The sequence below is a fragment of the Brevundimonas sp. ZS04 genome, assembly GCF_001956865.1.
GTDB classification, from domain to species: Bacteria; Pseudomonadota; Alphaproteobacteria; order Caulobacterales; family Caulobacteraceae; genus Brevundimonas; species Brevundimonas diminuta.
In genome coordinates this window covers 1-13,208 of record NZ_MTHE01000006.1, presented here as the reverse complement: position 1 = coordinate 13,208, position 13,208 = coordinate 1, and the positions used below count along the sequence as shown (strand labels likewise).

General features: G+C 68.6%; 16 protein-coding genes. 4 read left to right on the top strand and 12 right to left on the bottom strand.

The genetic code is table 11. From position 1 onward, the window contains the following. Window positions 1-10: 10 nt before the first annotated feature. The 8 genes from BJP32_RS09355 to BJP32_RS09320 all read right to left on the bottom strand — a co-directional run bounded on the left by BJP32_RS09355 (window position 11) and on the right by BJP32_RS09320 (window position 6,225). Window positions 11-382 carry a hypothetical protein gene (locus tag BJP32_RS09355; protein ID WP_076223795.1) on the bottom strand — a complete coding sequence of 124 codons (372 nt, stop codon included), beginning with the start codon at window positions 380-382 and terminating at the stop codon, window positions 11-13. Window positions 383-401: 19 nt separating this feature from the next. After that, window positions 402-683 (bottom strand): hypothetical protein, encoded by a 282-nt coding sequence (locus BJP32_RS09350; RefSeq protein ID WP_046653284.1) that lies wholly within the window; start codon window positions 681-683, stop codon window positions 402-404. Then, entirely contained in the window at window positions 680-988 is a 309-nt protein-coding gene (locus BJP32_RS09345; protein WP_046653283.1) for a hypothetical protein, read from the bottom strand. The genes BJP32_RS09350 and BJP32_RS09345 overlap by 4 nt, the downstream gene beginning before the upstream one ends. Continuing rightward, window positions 988-1,305: an NAD(P) transhydrogenase subunit alpha gene (locus tag BJP32_RS09340; RefSeq protein WP_003165738.1), complete on the bottom strand. Its 318-nt coding sequence runs from the start codon at window positions 1,303-1,305 to the stop codon at window positions 988-990. The genes BJP32_RS09345 and BJP32_RS09340 overlap by 1 nt, the downstream gene beginning before the upstream one ends. Then, window positions 1,305-2,438, bottom strand: coding sequence for a Re/Si-specific NAD(P)(+) transhydrogenase subunit alpha (locus BJP32_RS09335; RefSeq protein WP_076223793.1), 1,134 nt, complete (start codon window positions 2,436-2,438; stop codon window positions 1,305-1,307). Before BJP32_RS09335 ends, BJP32_RS09340 begins: the two co-directional genes overlap by 1 nt. Before the next feature lie 125 nt (window positions 2,439-2,563). Beyond that, the gene (locus BJP32_RS09330) at window positions 2,564-2,809 is read right to left on the bottom strand and encodes an aa3-type cytochrome c oxidase subunit IV (protein WP_046653279.1); all 246 of its coding nucleotides are present in this window, start codon (window positions 2,807-2,809) and stop codon (window positions 2,564-2,566) included. A gap of 86 nt (window positions 2,810-2,895) precedes the next feature. Then, a complete protein-coding gene (locus BJP32_RS09325) occupies window positions 2,896-4,248 on the bottom strand; it encodes a serine hydrolase (RefSeq protein WP_076223791.1) in 1,353 nt (450 codons plus the stop codon). 189 nt (window positions 4,249-4,437) lie between these two features. Further along, window positions 4,438-6,225 carry a M3 family oligoendopeptidase gene (locus tag BJP32_RS09320; RefSeq protein WP_076223789.1) on the bottom strand — a complete coding sequence of 596 codons (1,788 nt, stop codon included), beginning with the start codon at window positions 6,223-6,225 and terminating at the stop codon, window positions 4,438-4,440. Window positions 6,226-6,347: 122 nt separating this feature from the next. Between BJP32_RS09320 and BJP32_RS09315 the strand changes: the two genes are divergently transcribed. From BJP32_RS09315 to BJP32_RS09300, 4 genes are all read left to right on the top strand, one after another. After that, a complete protein-coding gene (locus tag BJP32_RS09315; protein ID WP_076223788.1) occupies window positions 6,348-8,144 on the top strand; it encodes a DUF4153 domain-containing protein in 1,797 nt (598 codons plus the stop codon). 115 nt (window positions 8,145-8,259) lie between these two features. Continuing rightward, a complete protein-coding gene (locus BJP32_RS09310; RefSeq protein WP_046653275.1) occupies window positions 8,260-9,729 on the top strand; it encodes a sigma-54 dependent transcriptional regulator in 1,470 nt (489 codons plus the stop codon). Window positions 9,730-9,809: 80 nt separating this feature from the next. Further along, window positions 9,810-10,571 (top strand): 7-alpha-hydroxysteroid dehydrogenase, encoded by a 762-nt coding sequence (gene hdhA / locus BJP32_RS09305; RefSeq protein WP_046653274.1) that lies wholly within the window; start codon window positions 9,810-9,812, stop codon window positions 10,569-10,571. Window positions 10,572-10,653: 82 nt separating this feature from the next. After that, on the top strand, window positions 10,654-11,316 hold the full coding sequence (locus BJP32_RS09300) for a hypothetical protein (protein ID WP_076223786.1): 663 nt from the start codon (window positions 10,654-10,656) through the stop codon (window positions 11,314-11,316). Window positions 11,317-11,381: 65 nt separating this feature from the next. Here BJP32_RS09300 and BJP32_RS09295 read toward each other — a convergent pair whose 3' ends face one another. The 4 genes from BJP32_RS09295 to ykgO all read right to left on the bottom strand — a co-directional run bounded on the left by BJP32_RS09295 (window position 11,382) and on the right by ykgO (window position 13,138). Next, window positions 11,382-11,948, bottom strand: a complete 567-nt coding sequence (locus BJP32_RS09295) for a hypothetical protein (RefSeq protein ID WP_076223784.1) — start codon at window positions 11,946-11,948, stop codon at window positions 11,382-11,384. 70 nt (window positions 11,949-12,018) lie between these two features. Then, window positions 12,019-12,333, bottom strand: a complete 315-nt coding sequence (locus BJP32_RS09290; protein WP_040345878.1) for a hypothetical protein — start codon at window positions 12,331-12,333, stop codon at window positions 12,019-12,021. A gap of 101 nt (window positions 12,334-12,434) precedes the next feature. Then, a complete protein-coding gene (locus tag BJP32_RS09285) occupies window positions 12,435-12,707 on the bottom strand; it encodes a DUF2312 domain-containing protein (protein ID WP_003165749.1) in 273 nt (90 codons plus the stop codon). Between the two features lie 305 nt (window positions 12,708-13,012). Beyond that, entirely contained in the window at window positions 13,013-13,138 is a 126-nt protein-coding gene (gene ykgO, locus BJP32_RS09280) for a type B 50S ribosomal protein L36 (RefSeq protein WP_003165750.1), read from the bottom strand. Between the last annotated feature and the right edge of the window lie 70 nt (window positions 13,139-13,208).

The window sequence follows — 13,208 nt, the reverse complement described above, 5'->3', positions numbered from 1 at the left end:
CATGCCTAGATCAGAAAACGTTGACCACGGCGGGCGCCGCGCCGTTGGTGCCGGCGGCGGTCGCCTGGCCGTTCTTGACCACGGCCACGCCGACCGGACCCCGGCCGCCCGTCTTGGTCACGCGGCAGCTGCCGTTGTCGCCCGGCAGGCGTCCGGCCATCCGGCCCGAGCCGGTGTGGTTGATGCGGTTCATGTGCACGCCCCTGATGGTCACCGGGGCGAAGCCGCACTCCAACGTCCAGCTGGCGCCCTGGGGCGCGGCCACCGACCAGTGCAGGCCGGTATAGGGATCATTGCCCACTTCGCGCGCGGATTGCGCCGAGGCCGCGCCGGCGACAGCGGCGGCCGACAGGGCCAGGACAGAGATCAGGGAAGCTTTCATCACGCAATACTCTTCGAGGTTAACGTTTGACGGATTGGGTGCGCGACAGACGCCACAGCGCCGCCGCGATGAACAGAGGCCCCAGCAGGATCATCGCCCAGTCGAAGACCGTCATCTGACGATCCTGGATGATAATGCGCGTCAGGACGGCGGCGAAAACCAGCACGACCCCGCAGTCCTGGAACCGCAGGCGCCCGATGGGGTCTTTCACCCGCACCCAGCTCCAGATCCACAGGGCCACGCCCAAGCCGGTGACGGCCCAGGAGGCATAGAAGGCCAGCAGGATAGGCGACAGGGTCACGAGGCGGCGGAACCTTCAGCCAAACGCTTGCGCCGCGCCCAGATTATACGAACGCCGCTCCAGGCGATGAACAGGGTGAACACCACGGCGCCCAGCGCCGCAAACTTGTCTCCGGCCTCCATCAACCCCGCCGCGCGCCAGATCAACAGGGCGACGCCGATCGGAAAGAAGACCAGCGCCAGGCCGAGCTCGACGCGACGACGCGCCTCAGCCGACAACCTGCCGCCTAACGTAGCGGCCGCCAGAACCACCAACACGGCGACGGCCAGAAGAACCAGGATCAGGCCGTTGATAAGATTGTACATCAGGCGCGCTCCTTCTTCTTGTACATGGCCAGCATCCGGCGCGTGACCATGAAGCCGCCGAAGATGTTGACGCTGGCCAGGGTGACTGCGGCCACGCCTGCGCCCTTGGCGATCCAGGCGTTCGGCCCGCCCGCCTGCGCGCTCATCGCCGCCGCCGCGATCAGGCCGCCGACGATGATGACGCTGGAAATGGCGTTGGTCACGGCCATCAGCGGCGTGTGCAGCGCGGGCGTCACGCTCCAGACGACATAGTAGCCGACGAAGATCGACAGGACGAAGATCGCCAGGCGAAAGACGGTGGGATCGACGTGTTCCATCAGCCTCTCACTCCTTCATGCACCACGGCGCCGCCGTGGGTGACGACGGCGGCCTTGAGGATTTCCTCCTCCAGGTCGACCGCCAGGGCGCCGTCCTTGATCATCAACCCCAGGAAGGCGACCAGGTTGCGCGCATAAAGAGCGCTGGCGTCCGCGGCGATGCGGCCGGGCATGTTGCTCCAGCCGACGATCTTCACTCCGTTCGCGGTCGTCACGACCTCGTTCGGCTTGGAGCCTTCGACGTTGCCGCCCGCCTCGACCGCCAGGTCGATGATGACCGAGCCCGGCTTCATCGAGGCGACGTGCGCCGCCGTCACCAGCATCGGCGCCGGACGACCGGGGATCAGGGCCGTGGTGATCACCACGTCCTGCTTGATGATGTGGGCGGCGGTCAGGTCGGCCTGCTTGGCCTGATACTCGGCCGACATGGCCTTGGCGTAGCCGCCCGCCGTTTCAGCGGCCTTGAACTCTTCATCCTCGACCGCGACGAATTTGGCGCCCAGGCTCTCGACCTGCTCCTTGGCGGCGGGGCGCACGTCGGTGGCCGTGACGACCGCGCCCAGGCGCCGCGCCGTGGCGATGGCCTGAAGCCCCGCGACGCCCGCCCCCATGACGAAGGTCTTGGCGGCGGCCACCGTCCCGGCGGCCGTCATCATCATGGGGAAGCCCTTGCCATAGGCATAGGCCGCCTCGATCACCGCCCGATATCCGGCCAGATTGGCCTGTGACGACAGCACGTCCATCACCTGCGCCCGCGTGATGCGCGGCACGAACTCCATGGCGAAGGCGGTGGCGCCTGCGCCCCTCAACGCCTCAAGCGTGGCCTTGTCGCGCCAGGCGTCCAGCAGGCTGACGACCACCGCGCCGGGCTTCAGGGCGCTGATCTCCGACGCCGTCGGGCCGCGCACCTTCAGCAGGATGTCCGCTCCCGCCAGCGCCGCCGACAGGTCCGGCTTCACGCTGGCCCCGGCCTCGGCGTAGTCGGCGTCAGGCAAGGATGAGCCGAGGCCCGTCCCGGCCTCGACGCTCACCGTCGCGCCCAAGGCGATCAGCTTCTTCACCGTTTCAGGCGTAACCGCGCAGCGCGTCTCGCCTTCACGACGTTCACGGGTCACGGCGATGGCGACGGCCAAGCGAATCCCTCCCACTCCCCAGGGTCAGATCGACGTTAGGCCTAAGGTCGAAGGGTCGTCAAACAAGCAAAAGGCCCGCCGGACACGCCGACGGGCCTTGCTGCATTCAATAGGTCGGATCGCGCTTAGTGCGCCTTCTTGCTCTTCAGCATGAAGTAGCCCGCCACCGACAGAACCGCGCCGCTGATGAAGGCGGGAACGAAGCCGGCGCCGACGGCGAACCACACCGTCAGGAACAGGATCAGCACGGCCGTGGCCAGCGACAGCCACTTGGTCAGGCCCATGAACAGGCTCCAGGTCCAGGCCTGTTCCGAGATGTTCATATCCCCGTGGACGTGGGGGGCGGTCGCTTCAGCGTGCTGGTCGGCCATGGGGCATCCAAAAAAAGAGTCGAGATTTCGACGGCTCTTATAGCGAGGCCTGCGCGCGGCTCAAGCCCGTCAGGATCAAGGGCGCCTCAGTCGAGGCTTTCCAGCACCGAACGCGCGAAGGCGGCGACGTCGAAGGGCTTGCCCGCCGGGTCTTCGCCGCGCCGCACGATCACCACCTGGCGGCTGGGCACGATCACCACATACTGCCCCCGGTTGCCGAAAGCGGCGAACACATCGACCGGCACGCCTTCGGAGCGGTTCATCAGCCAGAAGGTCGCCCCATAGCCGAAGTCGCCCGTCGGCGGCTGCGGCCCGGTCGGGGCGGTAACGTAGTCGCGCCAGCCCTCCGGCAGGAGGCGCTCGCCCTCCCACACCCCGTCCTGCAGATACAGCTGGCCGAAGCGGGCCAGATCGCGCGCCGTGGTCCAGACCTGGCTCGACAGGATGTAGTTGCCGCGCCAGTCGGTCTCGGCCCAGGTGTGCGTCATGCCCAGCGCATCGAACAGTTCGGCGGGCGGATGGGCGGTGAAGGTCGGGGCGGCGGCCATGGTCGCCAGCAGGGTGTCGTTGTTGGCGTAGCGATAGACCGTCCCGACCGGCGCCAGCAGCGGCCAGCCCGGCGCCTGCTCATCGACGGCCACGCCGCCAAAATAGAGGCCGTCGGTGCGGTTGCCCGCCGTGTCGCTGGTCAGGCCCGACGACATCCGCATCAGGGCGTCGACGGTGATCGCCGCGCGCGGATCGCCGGGGCGGCTCCAATTGGCGATGGCGGCGGGCGCCTTCACATCCAGTTCGCCGCGCTGAACCGCCGCGCCGATGACGGTTCCGGCCAGGCTCTTGGCCACCGACCAGGTGCGCTGGGGCGTGTTCGGGCCGAAGTCGGCGGCATAGCGTTCCGCCACCCGCTTGCCGCCCTGCATGACCACGACGCCTGTGGTGTTGGTCCCTGCGCCGAAGCCCTGATCGAAGGCGCGCGCGACGGCGGCCTCCAGCGCGCGAGCGTTCCCCTTGGGCCGCGCGGTCGGCAGGTCCGGCGCCGAGGCCCGGCGCGCCAGCGGCGTCCGCTCAGGCGCGGCGCCCGGCGCATAGCCCATCGGCTCGATGACGCAGCCGCGCCCGTCGGTCCAGGTCGCGACGCGAGGCGGCGCGGCCTGATCCCAGGCGACAGTGACGGCGTTCCCGGCCATCTCGGCCTTCATGCTTCTGACCAGCGGCTGAAGCTCGGGATAGACGCCGACCAGCTCGTTCGCCTCGACGCTGGCGACCGTGCGATCGGCTCCCGCCGCACGCGCCGAATGCAGGGCGCTGCACACCGTCAACGCCTTATAGCCCGCCGCCAGGGCGCGGTGATTGGCGGAAGGTTCAGCCGTCTGGGCGAAGCCCGTCGTCGGCAGGGCGAGGACGGCGGCGAGAACAAGCACACGGGACGCGATTTTCATGCGGCCACGCTTCAACGCCGCGTCCCGCCTGTCAACGCCCTTTCCCTTCTCCCCTTGTAGGAGAAGGTGGCAGGCGGAGCCTGACGGATGAGGGGTTGCGGGACATTAAGGTCAGCCCCCCATCAAGCTGCGGAGAACCCCCTCATCCGGCCCTGACGGGCCACCTTCTCCTACAAGGGGAGAAGGAAGTCAGAGCGCCTCGAACCGATCGATCAGGCCTTCCAGCCGCTTGGTGCCGATGGTCCAGAAGGCCGGGTCGCGCGGGTTCAGGCCGAACGGCTTCAGCGCCTCGACATAGGTCCGCGCCCCGCCGCCCGACAGCAGGTCGCGATACAGGGGCGTAAAGGCCGCCGGATCCTTGGCCCGCGTCTCCATCAGCGCCGCGACCAGCAGGTCGCCGAACGCATAGGCGTAGACATAGAAGGGCGCGTGGACGAAGTGGCTGACATAGGCCCACCAGTCCTCATAGCCGGTCAGGTCCACTGCGGGCCCGAGGCTGGCGCCCAGTTCCTCCATCCAGATCTCGCGGATGCGCTCGACCGGCACCTCGCCCGCCGCCCGCTCGTCATGGAAGCGCGTCTCGAAGCGGTGGAAGGCGATCTGGCGCACCACCGTGTTCAGCCCGTCCTCGATCCGGCCCGCCAGCAGGGCGCGCTGTTCGTCCGGCGTCGCCTCGGCCAGCAGGCGGTCGAAGGTCAGGCCCTCAGCGAAGATCGACGCCGTCTCGGCCAGAGTCAGCGGCGTATCGGCCAGCAGGCTGCCCTGCCCCGCCGCCAGCGTCTGGTGCACCCCGTGGCCCAGTTCATGCGCCAGCGTCAGCACGTCGCGCCGCTCGCCCATCCAGTTCAAGAAGACATAGGGGTGCCGATCCGCCGTCACCGGGTGAGCATAGGCGCCGGACTGCTTGCCCGCCCGCGCCCGCGCATCGATCCACGGCCGGTCGAAGAACCAGCCCGCCCGCTCGGCGAAGTCTCCGCCCAGATCAGCAAAGCTGGACAGCACCACCGCGCGCCCGCCCGCCCAGTCATAGGCGCGCGACGCCGCCGCCTCGATCGGCGCATTGCGGTCCCAGTGGGCCAGCCGATCCTTGCCCATCGCCTTGGCCTTCAACGCATAATAGCGATGCGCCAGACGCGGATAGGCCTGCGCCACCGCCTCGGCCATGGCGTCCACGCTCTCGCCGTCGACTTCATTGCCCAGATGGCGGCTGTCGGCGGGGCGTTTGAAGCCGCGCTTGCGATCCTCCAGCGCCTTTTCGGCGGCGACGGTGTTCAGCACCATGGCCATGGTCCGGGCGATGCCGGAAAAGGCCGTCGACAGGCCCTCGCCCGCCGCCTGACGCTTGGCGCCGTCCGCGTCGCTGAGACGGTTCAGCCCCTCGGCCAGGGTCAGCTCATCATCCCCCACGGGTGCGCGCAGCACGGCCAGGGTCTCGTCGAACAGGCGCGGCCACTGCGCCTGAATCGGGCCGCGCTCAGCGATGAAGGTCTCCAGCTCGGCCGACAGTTCATGCGGCTTCATCGCCCGCACCCGGCGCAGCCACGGCGCCCAGCGCGCGGCGGGCGCATGGGCCGCCAGCGCCGCCTCAACCGCCGCCTCGTCCAGCGCATTAATCTCCAGCGTCAGCCAGACGGTCGGCGTGGCGATGACCGTCAACTTCTCGCGCACATCGGCCTCGAAGCTTTGCGCCGCCGCATCCTCGCGATTGGTCGAGGCGGCCAGGAAGGCGTAGGCGCCCAAGGCCCCCATCACGTCCGCCGCCTGCTCATAAAGCCCGATCGCCTCGTCCAGCGCCCGACCCAGTTCGGCGCCCGACAGCGCGGCCAGCCGCCCCTGCCAAGCGTTCATCCGGTCGACCAACGCCCTGGCCCGCTCCAGATCGGCGGCGATGCGCGCATCCTCGCGCGAGGCGTAGAGGTCGGACAGATCCCACAGCGGGGCGTCGGCGAATTCGGTCGTTTTGACGGGCGCGTTCATGCCCTTGGTTGTGGAGAGACGAGGGGCGCGATGCAAGCCGCCCTTCTCTCAGCAGGTCAGCCTCAAACCAGGACGATGAAAAGCGTCTTCCCTTCGCCGTCAAAATCGAGCACTGTTCAAATATGACCCATACCGCCCCCGACCCCACCGGCCGCGCCTCGCTGGAAGGCGCGCGCGGGCTCGCCGCCATCCGCATCGGGATCGGTCTGATCCAGGGGCTGGTTCTCTATCTGCTGTATCGCTCGGCGTCGGACGCCACGGCCCTGGCCTGGCCCGCAACCCAGCCTTCGCTCTTCGCCGCCCTGGCGCTGGCGGCGGCGTTCGCGCCGATCATGCTGCTGGCGGGCGTCGGGCGGATGGGATGGAAGACGCTGGCGCTGTGGGGCGCGGTCGCGGCGGCGGTTCTGGCGCTGCTGGGCTGGCACGACGCAGCCCAGCAGGCGAGCGACTATTTCCGCCCGCCCTATCTGCGCTTCCCGGTCGTGGCCTTCGCCGCAGCCGCCCTGTTCATCGCCCATCACCTGATCGTTCCGGCCGTCCAAGGGCGACGCTGGATCGCCGACTACGACGACTATTTCGACACCGCTTGGAAGGCGGGCGTGCAACTGGTGCTGTCGCTGGGCTTCACCGGCGCCTTCTGGCTGCTGCTGTTCCTGGGCGCGGCCCTGTTCCGCGTCATCGGCCTCAGCTTCCTGAGCGACCTGTTGGGCGAGGAGTGGTTCTCCATCCCCGTCACCTGCCTGGTCTTCGCCGTGGCGGTGCAGCTGACCGACGTGCGCGGCGGCCTGATCCGGGGCGTGCGGACGGTGGCGCTGATGCTGTTGTCCTGGCTGCTGCTGGTCATCACCGTCCTGGTGGCGGGCTTCCTGGCCGCCCTGCCCTTCACCGGACTGGACGGGCTGTGGAAGACGGGCAGCGCCACGGCCCTGGTGCTGTCGGCCGCCGCCGCCCTGATCGTGCTGATCAACACCGCCTATCAGGATGGACGCGAGGACAATCTGCCGCCCGCCGCCCTGCGCCTGGCGGTGCGGGTCGCCTCGGTGCTGCTGACGCCGCTGATCCTGATCGCGGTCTGGGGCCTGTCCTTGCGTATCGGCCAGCACGGCCTGACGCCCGACCGCATCATCGCCTCGGCCTGCGCCCTGGTCGGCGTCCTGTACGCCGTCGGATACGGCTGGGCCGCCCTGTCGCCCTTGTGGCGCAAGACCGCCTGGATGAAGCCGCTGGAGCGCTCCAACGTCCTGGCCGCCGTCCTGACGGTGCTGGTCATCCTGGCCCTGTTCAGCCCCCTGGCCGATCCGGCCCGCCTGTCGGTCAACGACCAGACCGCCCGGCTCAAGCGCGGCGCCGTCAGCGCGGCCCAGTTCGACTACGCCTTCCTGCGCTTCGGCGCGGGCAAGACGGGACGCGCGGCCCTGGCCGAGCTGGCGAAATCCTCCGACGCCGAGATCGCCCGTCGCGCCAAGGCGGCCCAGGCCGTGACCTCGCGCTATGACATAGAGGAAGCCGCCCTGCCCCCGCGCGCGCCGAACATCGCCCCGTGGCCGGAGGACAAGCCCCTGCCCGCCGCCTTCCTGGCCCCGGCGCCGTCCGGCGATCCGCGCTACGCCTGCAACAGCGACTACAACTGCCTCGCCGCACAGCGCGACCTGAACGGCGACGGCCGCGACGAAATCCTGTTGGCGACCACTTACAGGATCGCCCTGTTCGCTCAGGGCGCCGATGGCCGCTGGGTCCATCAGGGCGACTATCAGGTTCCGCATTGTCCCGGTCCCGGCGGCCGCGATCTGCGCGAGTCGCTCAAGCACCCCGATCTGAAGACCGCCGCATCGCCCTGGCCCGATCTGAACATGGGCGCCGTGACCGGGCGGCTGCAGCCGGAAGCCGTCTGCCCGAAGCCCGCCCCCGTTAACCCCTGACTCAGGTCTCCGAAACCCGATCTTCATTCCCTCCGTTCTAGGGTTGTGTCGAAACGAGCCAGTCCCGACCCAATGAGGACGGCCGTTCGATGGTGATGTTGAAGGGTGTGCTCCAATGGCCAAGACCGTTCTGGTCGTCGACGATGATCCCACGCAGCGCCGCCTGATTCAGGCGGTGCTCGACCGTGAAGGCTATGCGGTCGTCCACGCCGAAAGCGGGGGCGAGGCCATCGACCGTCTGACCAAGGGCGGCGGCGCCGACGTGGTGCTTCTGGATCTCGTCATGCCCGGCCTGTCGGGCATGGAGGCCCTGGCCGAGATGCGCACGGCGGGCGTGGCCACGCCGGTCATCGTGCTGACGGCCAACGGCGGCATCGAGACGGTGGTCAAGGCCATGCAGGCCGGGGCCCAGGACTTCTTCGTCAAGCCGGTCGGCCCCGACCGCCTGCTGGTCGGCGTCCGCAACGCCCTGCAGATGACCCAGCTGACCGCCGAGATCGGCCGCCTGAAGAAGCGCGCTGCGGGCCGCTCCTCCTTCGACGACATGGTCGGCGACAGCGAACCCATGCGGATGGTCAAGGCCCTGGGCCAGCGCGCGGCCAAGTCCTCCATCCCCGTGCTGATCACCGGCGAAAGCGGCGTCGGCAAGGAGGTCATCGCTCGCGCCCTGCACGGCGCCTCGGACCGGGCGGGCAAGCCCTTCGTGGCGGTCAACTGCGGCGCCCTGCCCGCCAATCTGGTCGAATCCATCCTGTTCGGCCACGAGAAGGGCGCCTTCACCGGCGCGCACGAAAAACACGCGGGCAAGTTCGTCGAGGCGAACGGCGGCACCCTATTCCTGGACGAGATCGGCGAACTGCCGCTGGACATGCAGGTCAAGCTGCTGCGCGCGCTTCAGGAAGGCGAGGTCGATCCCGTCGGCGGCAAACGCCCGGTCAAGGTCGACGTCCGCATCGTCTCGGCCACCAATCGCGACCCGGCCCAGCAGGTCAAGGAAGGCGCCTTCCGCGAAGACCTCTTCTATCGTCTGAACGTCTTCCCGATCGAGGCCCCGGCCCTGCGCGAACGGCGCGAGGACATCCCGGCCCTGGTCGAGCACTTCATCGCCCGCTTCAACGTCGAGGAAGGCAAGCGCGTCGCGGGCTGCTCGCCCGAGACTCTGGCCCTGCTGCAGGGCCACGACTGGCCCGGCAACGTCCGCCAGTTGGAGAATGCGGTCTATCGCGCCCTGGTCCTGGCCGACTCTCCCCTGTTGCAGCCGCACGACTTCCCGGCCATCTCGGGCGTCGCCGTGCCGCTGGACGCCGTGGCCGCTCCCCGGAGCGGCGAGCACGCGCCCGCCTCGGCCTCCGAGTCCGCCTCGAGCGACGAGGACGCCCAGCACGACAGCCCGGTCCGCATCACCGATGACCGCGGCCACGTCCGCACACTGGAGCAGATCGAACGCGACCTGATCCAGCACGCCATCGAGGTCTACTCCGGCCACATGTCCGAAATCGCCCGCCGCCTGGGCATCGGCCGCTCTACCCTCTATCGCAAGGTCCGCGAACAGGGCCTTGAGGAACAGCTCAAGGAAGCCGGCTGAGAGGCCCGAAGACCACAGGCGCAGGAACCCTCGCGCGCGCCTGACGCTTCCCTAGTGGGATTTCACACAGGGGCTGCACCATGGACGCACATTTCCGATTGGACGGTCACGTCGCCCTGGTGACGGGCGCAGGGGCCGGAATAGGCCGCGCCATCGCCGAGACCTTCGCCGCAGCGGGCGCCGCCGTGGCCGTCACGGACCTGGATGCAGCCAAGGCCCTGGCCGTGGCGGACGGCGTGGCCCGGGCCGGCGGACGCGCGGTCGGCCTGGCCTGCGACGTCACCGACGAAGCCCAGCGCATCGCGACTGTCGAGGCCGTGGTCGCGGCCTTCGGCAAGCTGACCCTGCTGGTGAACAATGCGGGCGGCGGCGGCCCCAAGCCCTTCGACATGCCCATGAGCGATTTCGAGCGCGCCTATCAGCTCAACGTCTTCGCCCCCTTCCGCTTCATGCAACTGGCGGCGCCGCACATGCAGGACGCAGGCGGCGGGGCGATCCTGAACATCACCTCCATGGCCGGAGACAACAAGAACGCCCGCATGGCCTCCTACGGTTCGTCCAAGGCGGCGGTCAGTCATCTGACCCGCAACGTCGCCTTCGACCTGGGTCCGCGCGGCGTTCGCGTCAACGCCATCGCGCCAGGCGCGATCAAGACCGACGCCCTGGCCGGCGTCCTGACGCCCGAGATCGAACAGGCCATGCTCAAGCACACGCCGCTGGGCCGCCTGGGGCAGCCGGAGGACATCGCCCGCGCGGCCCTGTTCCTGTGCTCGCCCGCGGCGTCGTGGATCAGCGGCCAGATCCTGACCGTCTCCGGCGGCGGCGTTCAGGAACTGGACTGACCCACGATGCTTGAGGCTTCCAAACGGCGGCGGTTCCGGCCACAGGTCTCCCCTCCAGTTCAACCGGGGGGAGCCCGCCATCTTGTTTCGTCATACCGCCGCCGTTCTGACCGTGGCGTCCGTCGTCGCCCTGACCGCCTGCTCCAACGCCGAGGCCCCGCCCCCGGCTGAAGCCGGCGCTTCCGCCCTTTTGTCCAAGGCCGCCCTGCCGTCCGAGTGCGTGGATCACCCGCTTCTGGCGGCCATGCCGACGGCCCAGACCATCGCCGGTAAGCCGCTGACCGAGGTCGAGTGCCAGGCCTTCTCCGTCTCCATGACCTATGGCGAGCCGGGGACCAGCGCCGAAATCCTGCTGATCGATTCCAAGGCCCCCGTTCCCGAGGAAAGCGGTCCCATGTCCGGCCTGCTCGCCGCAGCTCAGGAGACCGCTTTCAAGAGCGTCGTCGCAGGCGTGGAAATGACCAAGGGCGTGCGCGAGATGGCCCTGTCCTCCCCGCCCGCCCTGGCTTCGATCGGCGGCGAGGACTATCTGCCCGTGGTCATGGACGCTCCGTCCGGCGAGCCCATCGTCATCGGCGTCGAACCCAAGGATTCAGGCGGCCGCGTCGGCTCGATGATGAGCGCGCTCAAGGGCCGCTACGGTCTGACCATCCATATCGAACAGGACGACCTGTCCGGCGCGGCGGCCGCCCGCGCGGCCTATCAACCCTATCTGTCGGCCATGCGCCTGAACGCCCTGCCCTGAAAGCGATTGGAAGGGCGGCTGAGTTCGCCTCCGCCGCCCTTCGCCATCGTTTCGCTGTCCCCGAGTCAGTTCCGGCTGACCGTCAGGGCGTAGGCGCCTTCCGATCCCCGGCGCGCCGTGGCGCGAGGCTGGAACGGGGTGATGACATAGGTCGTGTCCTTGGCGGCCTTCAGCTCGGCCGTTTCGCCCTCGACCTCGCCCCGGAACACGGCCGCGCCGCTCTGGTCCGCCGCGTCGCTGATGTTGAAATACAGGTTGGTGTTGGACGGTTTGAAGGCGACCTTCAGCGTCTGTCCCGCCGCGACGGGTACGGCGTAGACCGGCGCCGCATAGCCCTTCACCGTTCCTTCCTTCGTCACCGATCCGGCCCGCTCGAAGGTCAACACCTCCAGCGTGGAGCCTTCCTCACGAACGAAGGCGCGCGCGGCGGCCTCGTCGACGACAGGCAAGGCCAGGACGGCGTTCGGCGTCGGGCTGACCGCCTGGGGCGCCGCCGCCGGGCCGCCGCTGAGATCGACCGTCGCCTCAGACGCGGCCTCGGGCGCCGCCCCCGGACGATCGCCGCACGCCGCCAGCGCCAGGCTCAAACTCAGAAGACCGCCGGTCAGGACGGCGGGGGCGAAGGGTTTCATTAGTCTTCCCTCTCAAGAGGCTTGGATATCCGCAGACGCAACGCACGGCCAAGCTGAACGGTTGCGGGCTTCATTCAACCTCATCGGGCGTCGACTGGCTTTCTTTCCGGCGTCGCCCGAATCGACGCGGTTCGCCCTTGGCCTTGGCCGTGATCTCTTTCAGCTTGCGGCCCTGCATGGCCGACAGCGCCTGGCCCGGCGCGCCCTTTTCCGGGTCGGCGAAGGCGCGGCCATGGGTCTGGATTCGCTCGCCCACCGAATCGAGGAACTCCCCCTCCCATTCGGACAGGGAAACGCCCGCCTTCTCTGCCGAGCGGCGGGCGCGTTTCAGGGCATTGAGCGCGGATCGTTTCGCCGCCTCCTTCTGCTGCTCCCAGGGGCTCAGAGAAGGTTTGGTTTTAAGGGCGCCGCCGCCCTTCAGGCTGCTGGAGCGTGAAGGGCCGTCGCCGGAGGGCTTGAAGGGCGTGCGCTTCAGGCCCGCCTCCCTCAGATCTCGCCGAGAGCCGAGAGGTAGAGGTCCAGAATCGCTTCTTCTTCCTGACGCTTGGCCTTGTCCTGCTTGCGCAGGCGCAGAACCTTGCGCAGCACCTTGACGTCATAGCCTTCGCCCTTGGCCTCGGCGAAGACCTCCTTCATGTCGACCATGACGGCCTGCTTGTCCTCTTCGAGGCGCTCCAGGCGTTCGATGATCGAGCGAAGACGGCCCTGGGCCGTGGCGGTCAGGACGTCGGGGCTGGCGTCGAAGGAAGCGTCGTCCATGACTGAACTCCAGAACTCAAATCAAGCTGCGCCCTCAAGCAGGCCGAGGGCCGTCAGGGCAGGAAAGAACCGCGCCCTCAAGCAGGCCTAGGACCGTTAGGGCAAGAAAAAAGCACGTCCTCAAGCAGGCCGAGGGCCATTGGGACGACTTGGAAAAGAATCACTAGTCAGACGCGAGCCTGCGCTCAACGCCGGACGCGAAAAAGCCGCGGACAACGCCCGCGGCCCTGTGGATAGTCATCCCATCCACCGACGGTCGGCGCGCGCCTCGCCCGCGAAAGGCGGGGCGCGCCGATCACGCCTGATCAGCCTTGCTTGGCTTTGAAGCGCGGGTCGGTCTTGTTGATGACGTACAGAACGCCCTTGCGGCGAACGATCTTGCAGTCGCGGTGGCGACCCTTCAGCGACTTCAGCGAGCTACGGACCTTCATGGTCGGACGTCCCGGTTGGAGGCCCGTGAGGGCGAGTAAAACAAAAGAGCCGCGGGCGAACCTGCGGCGG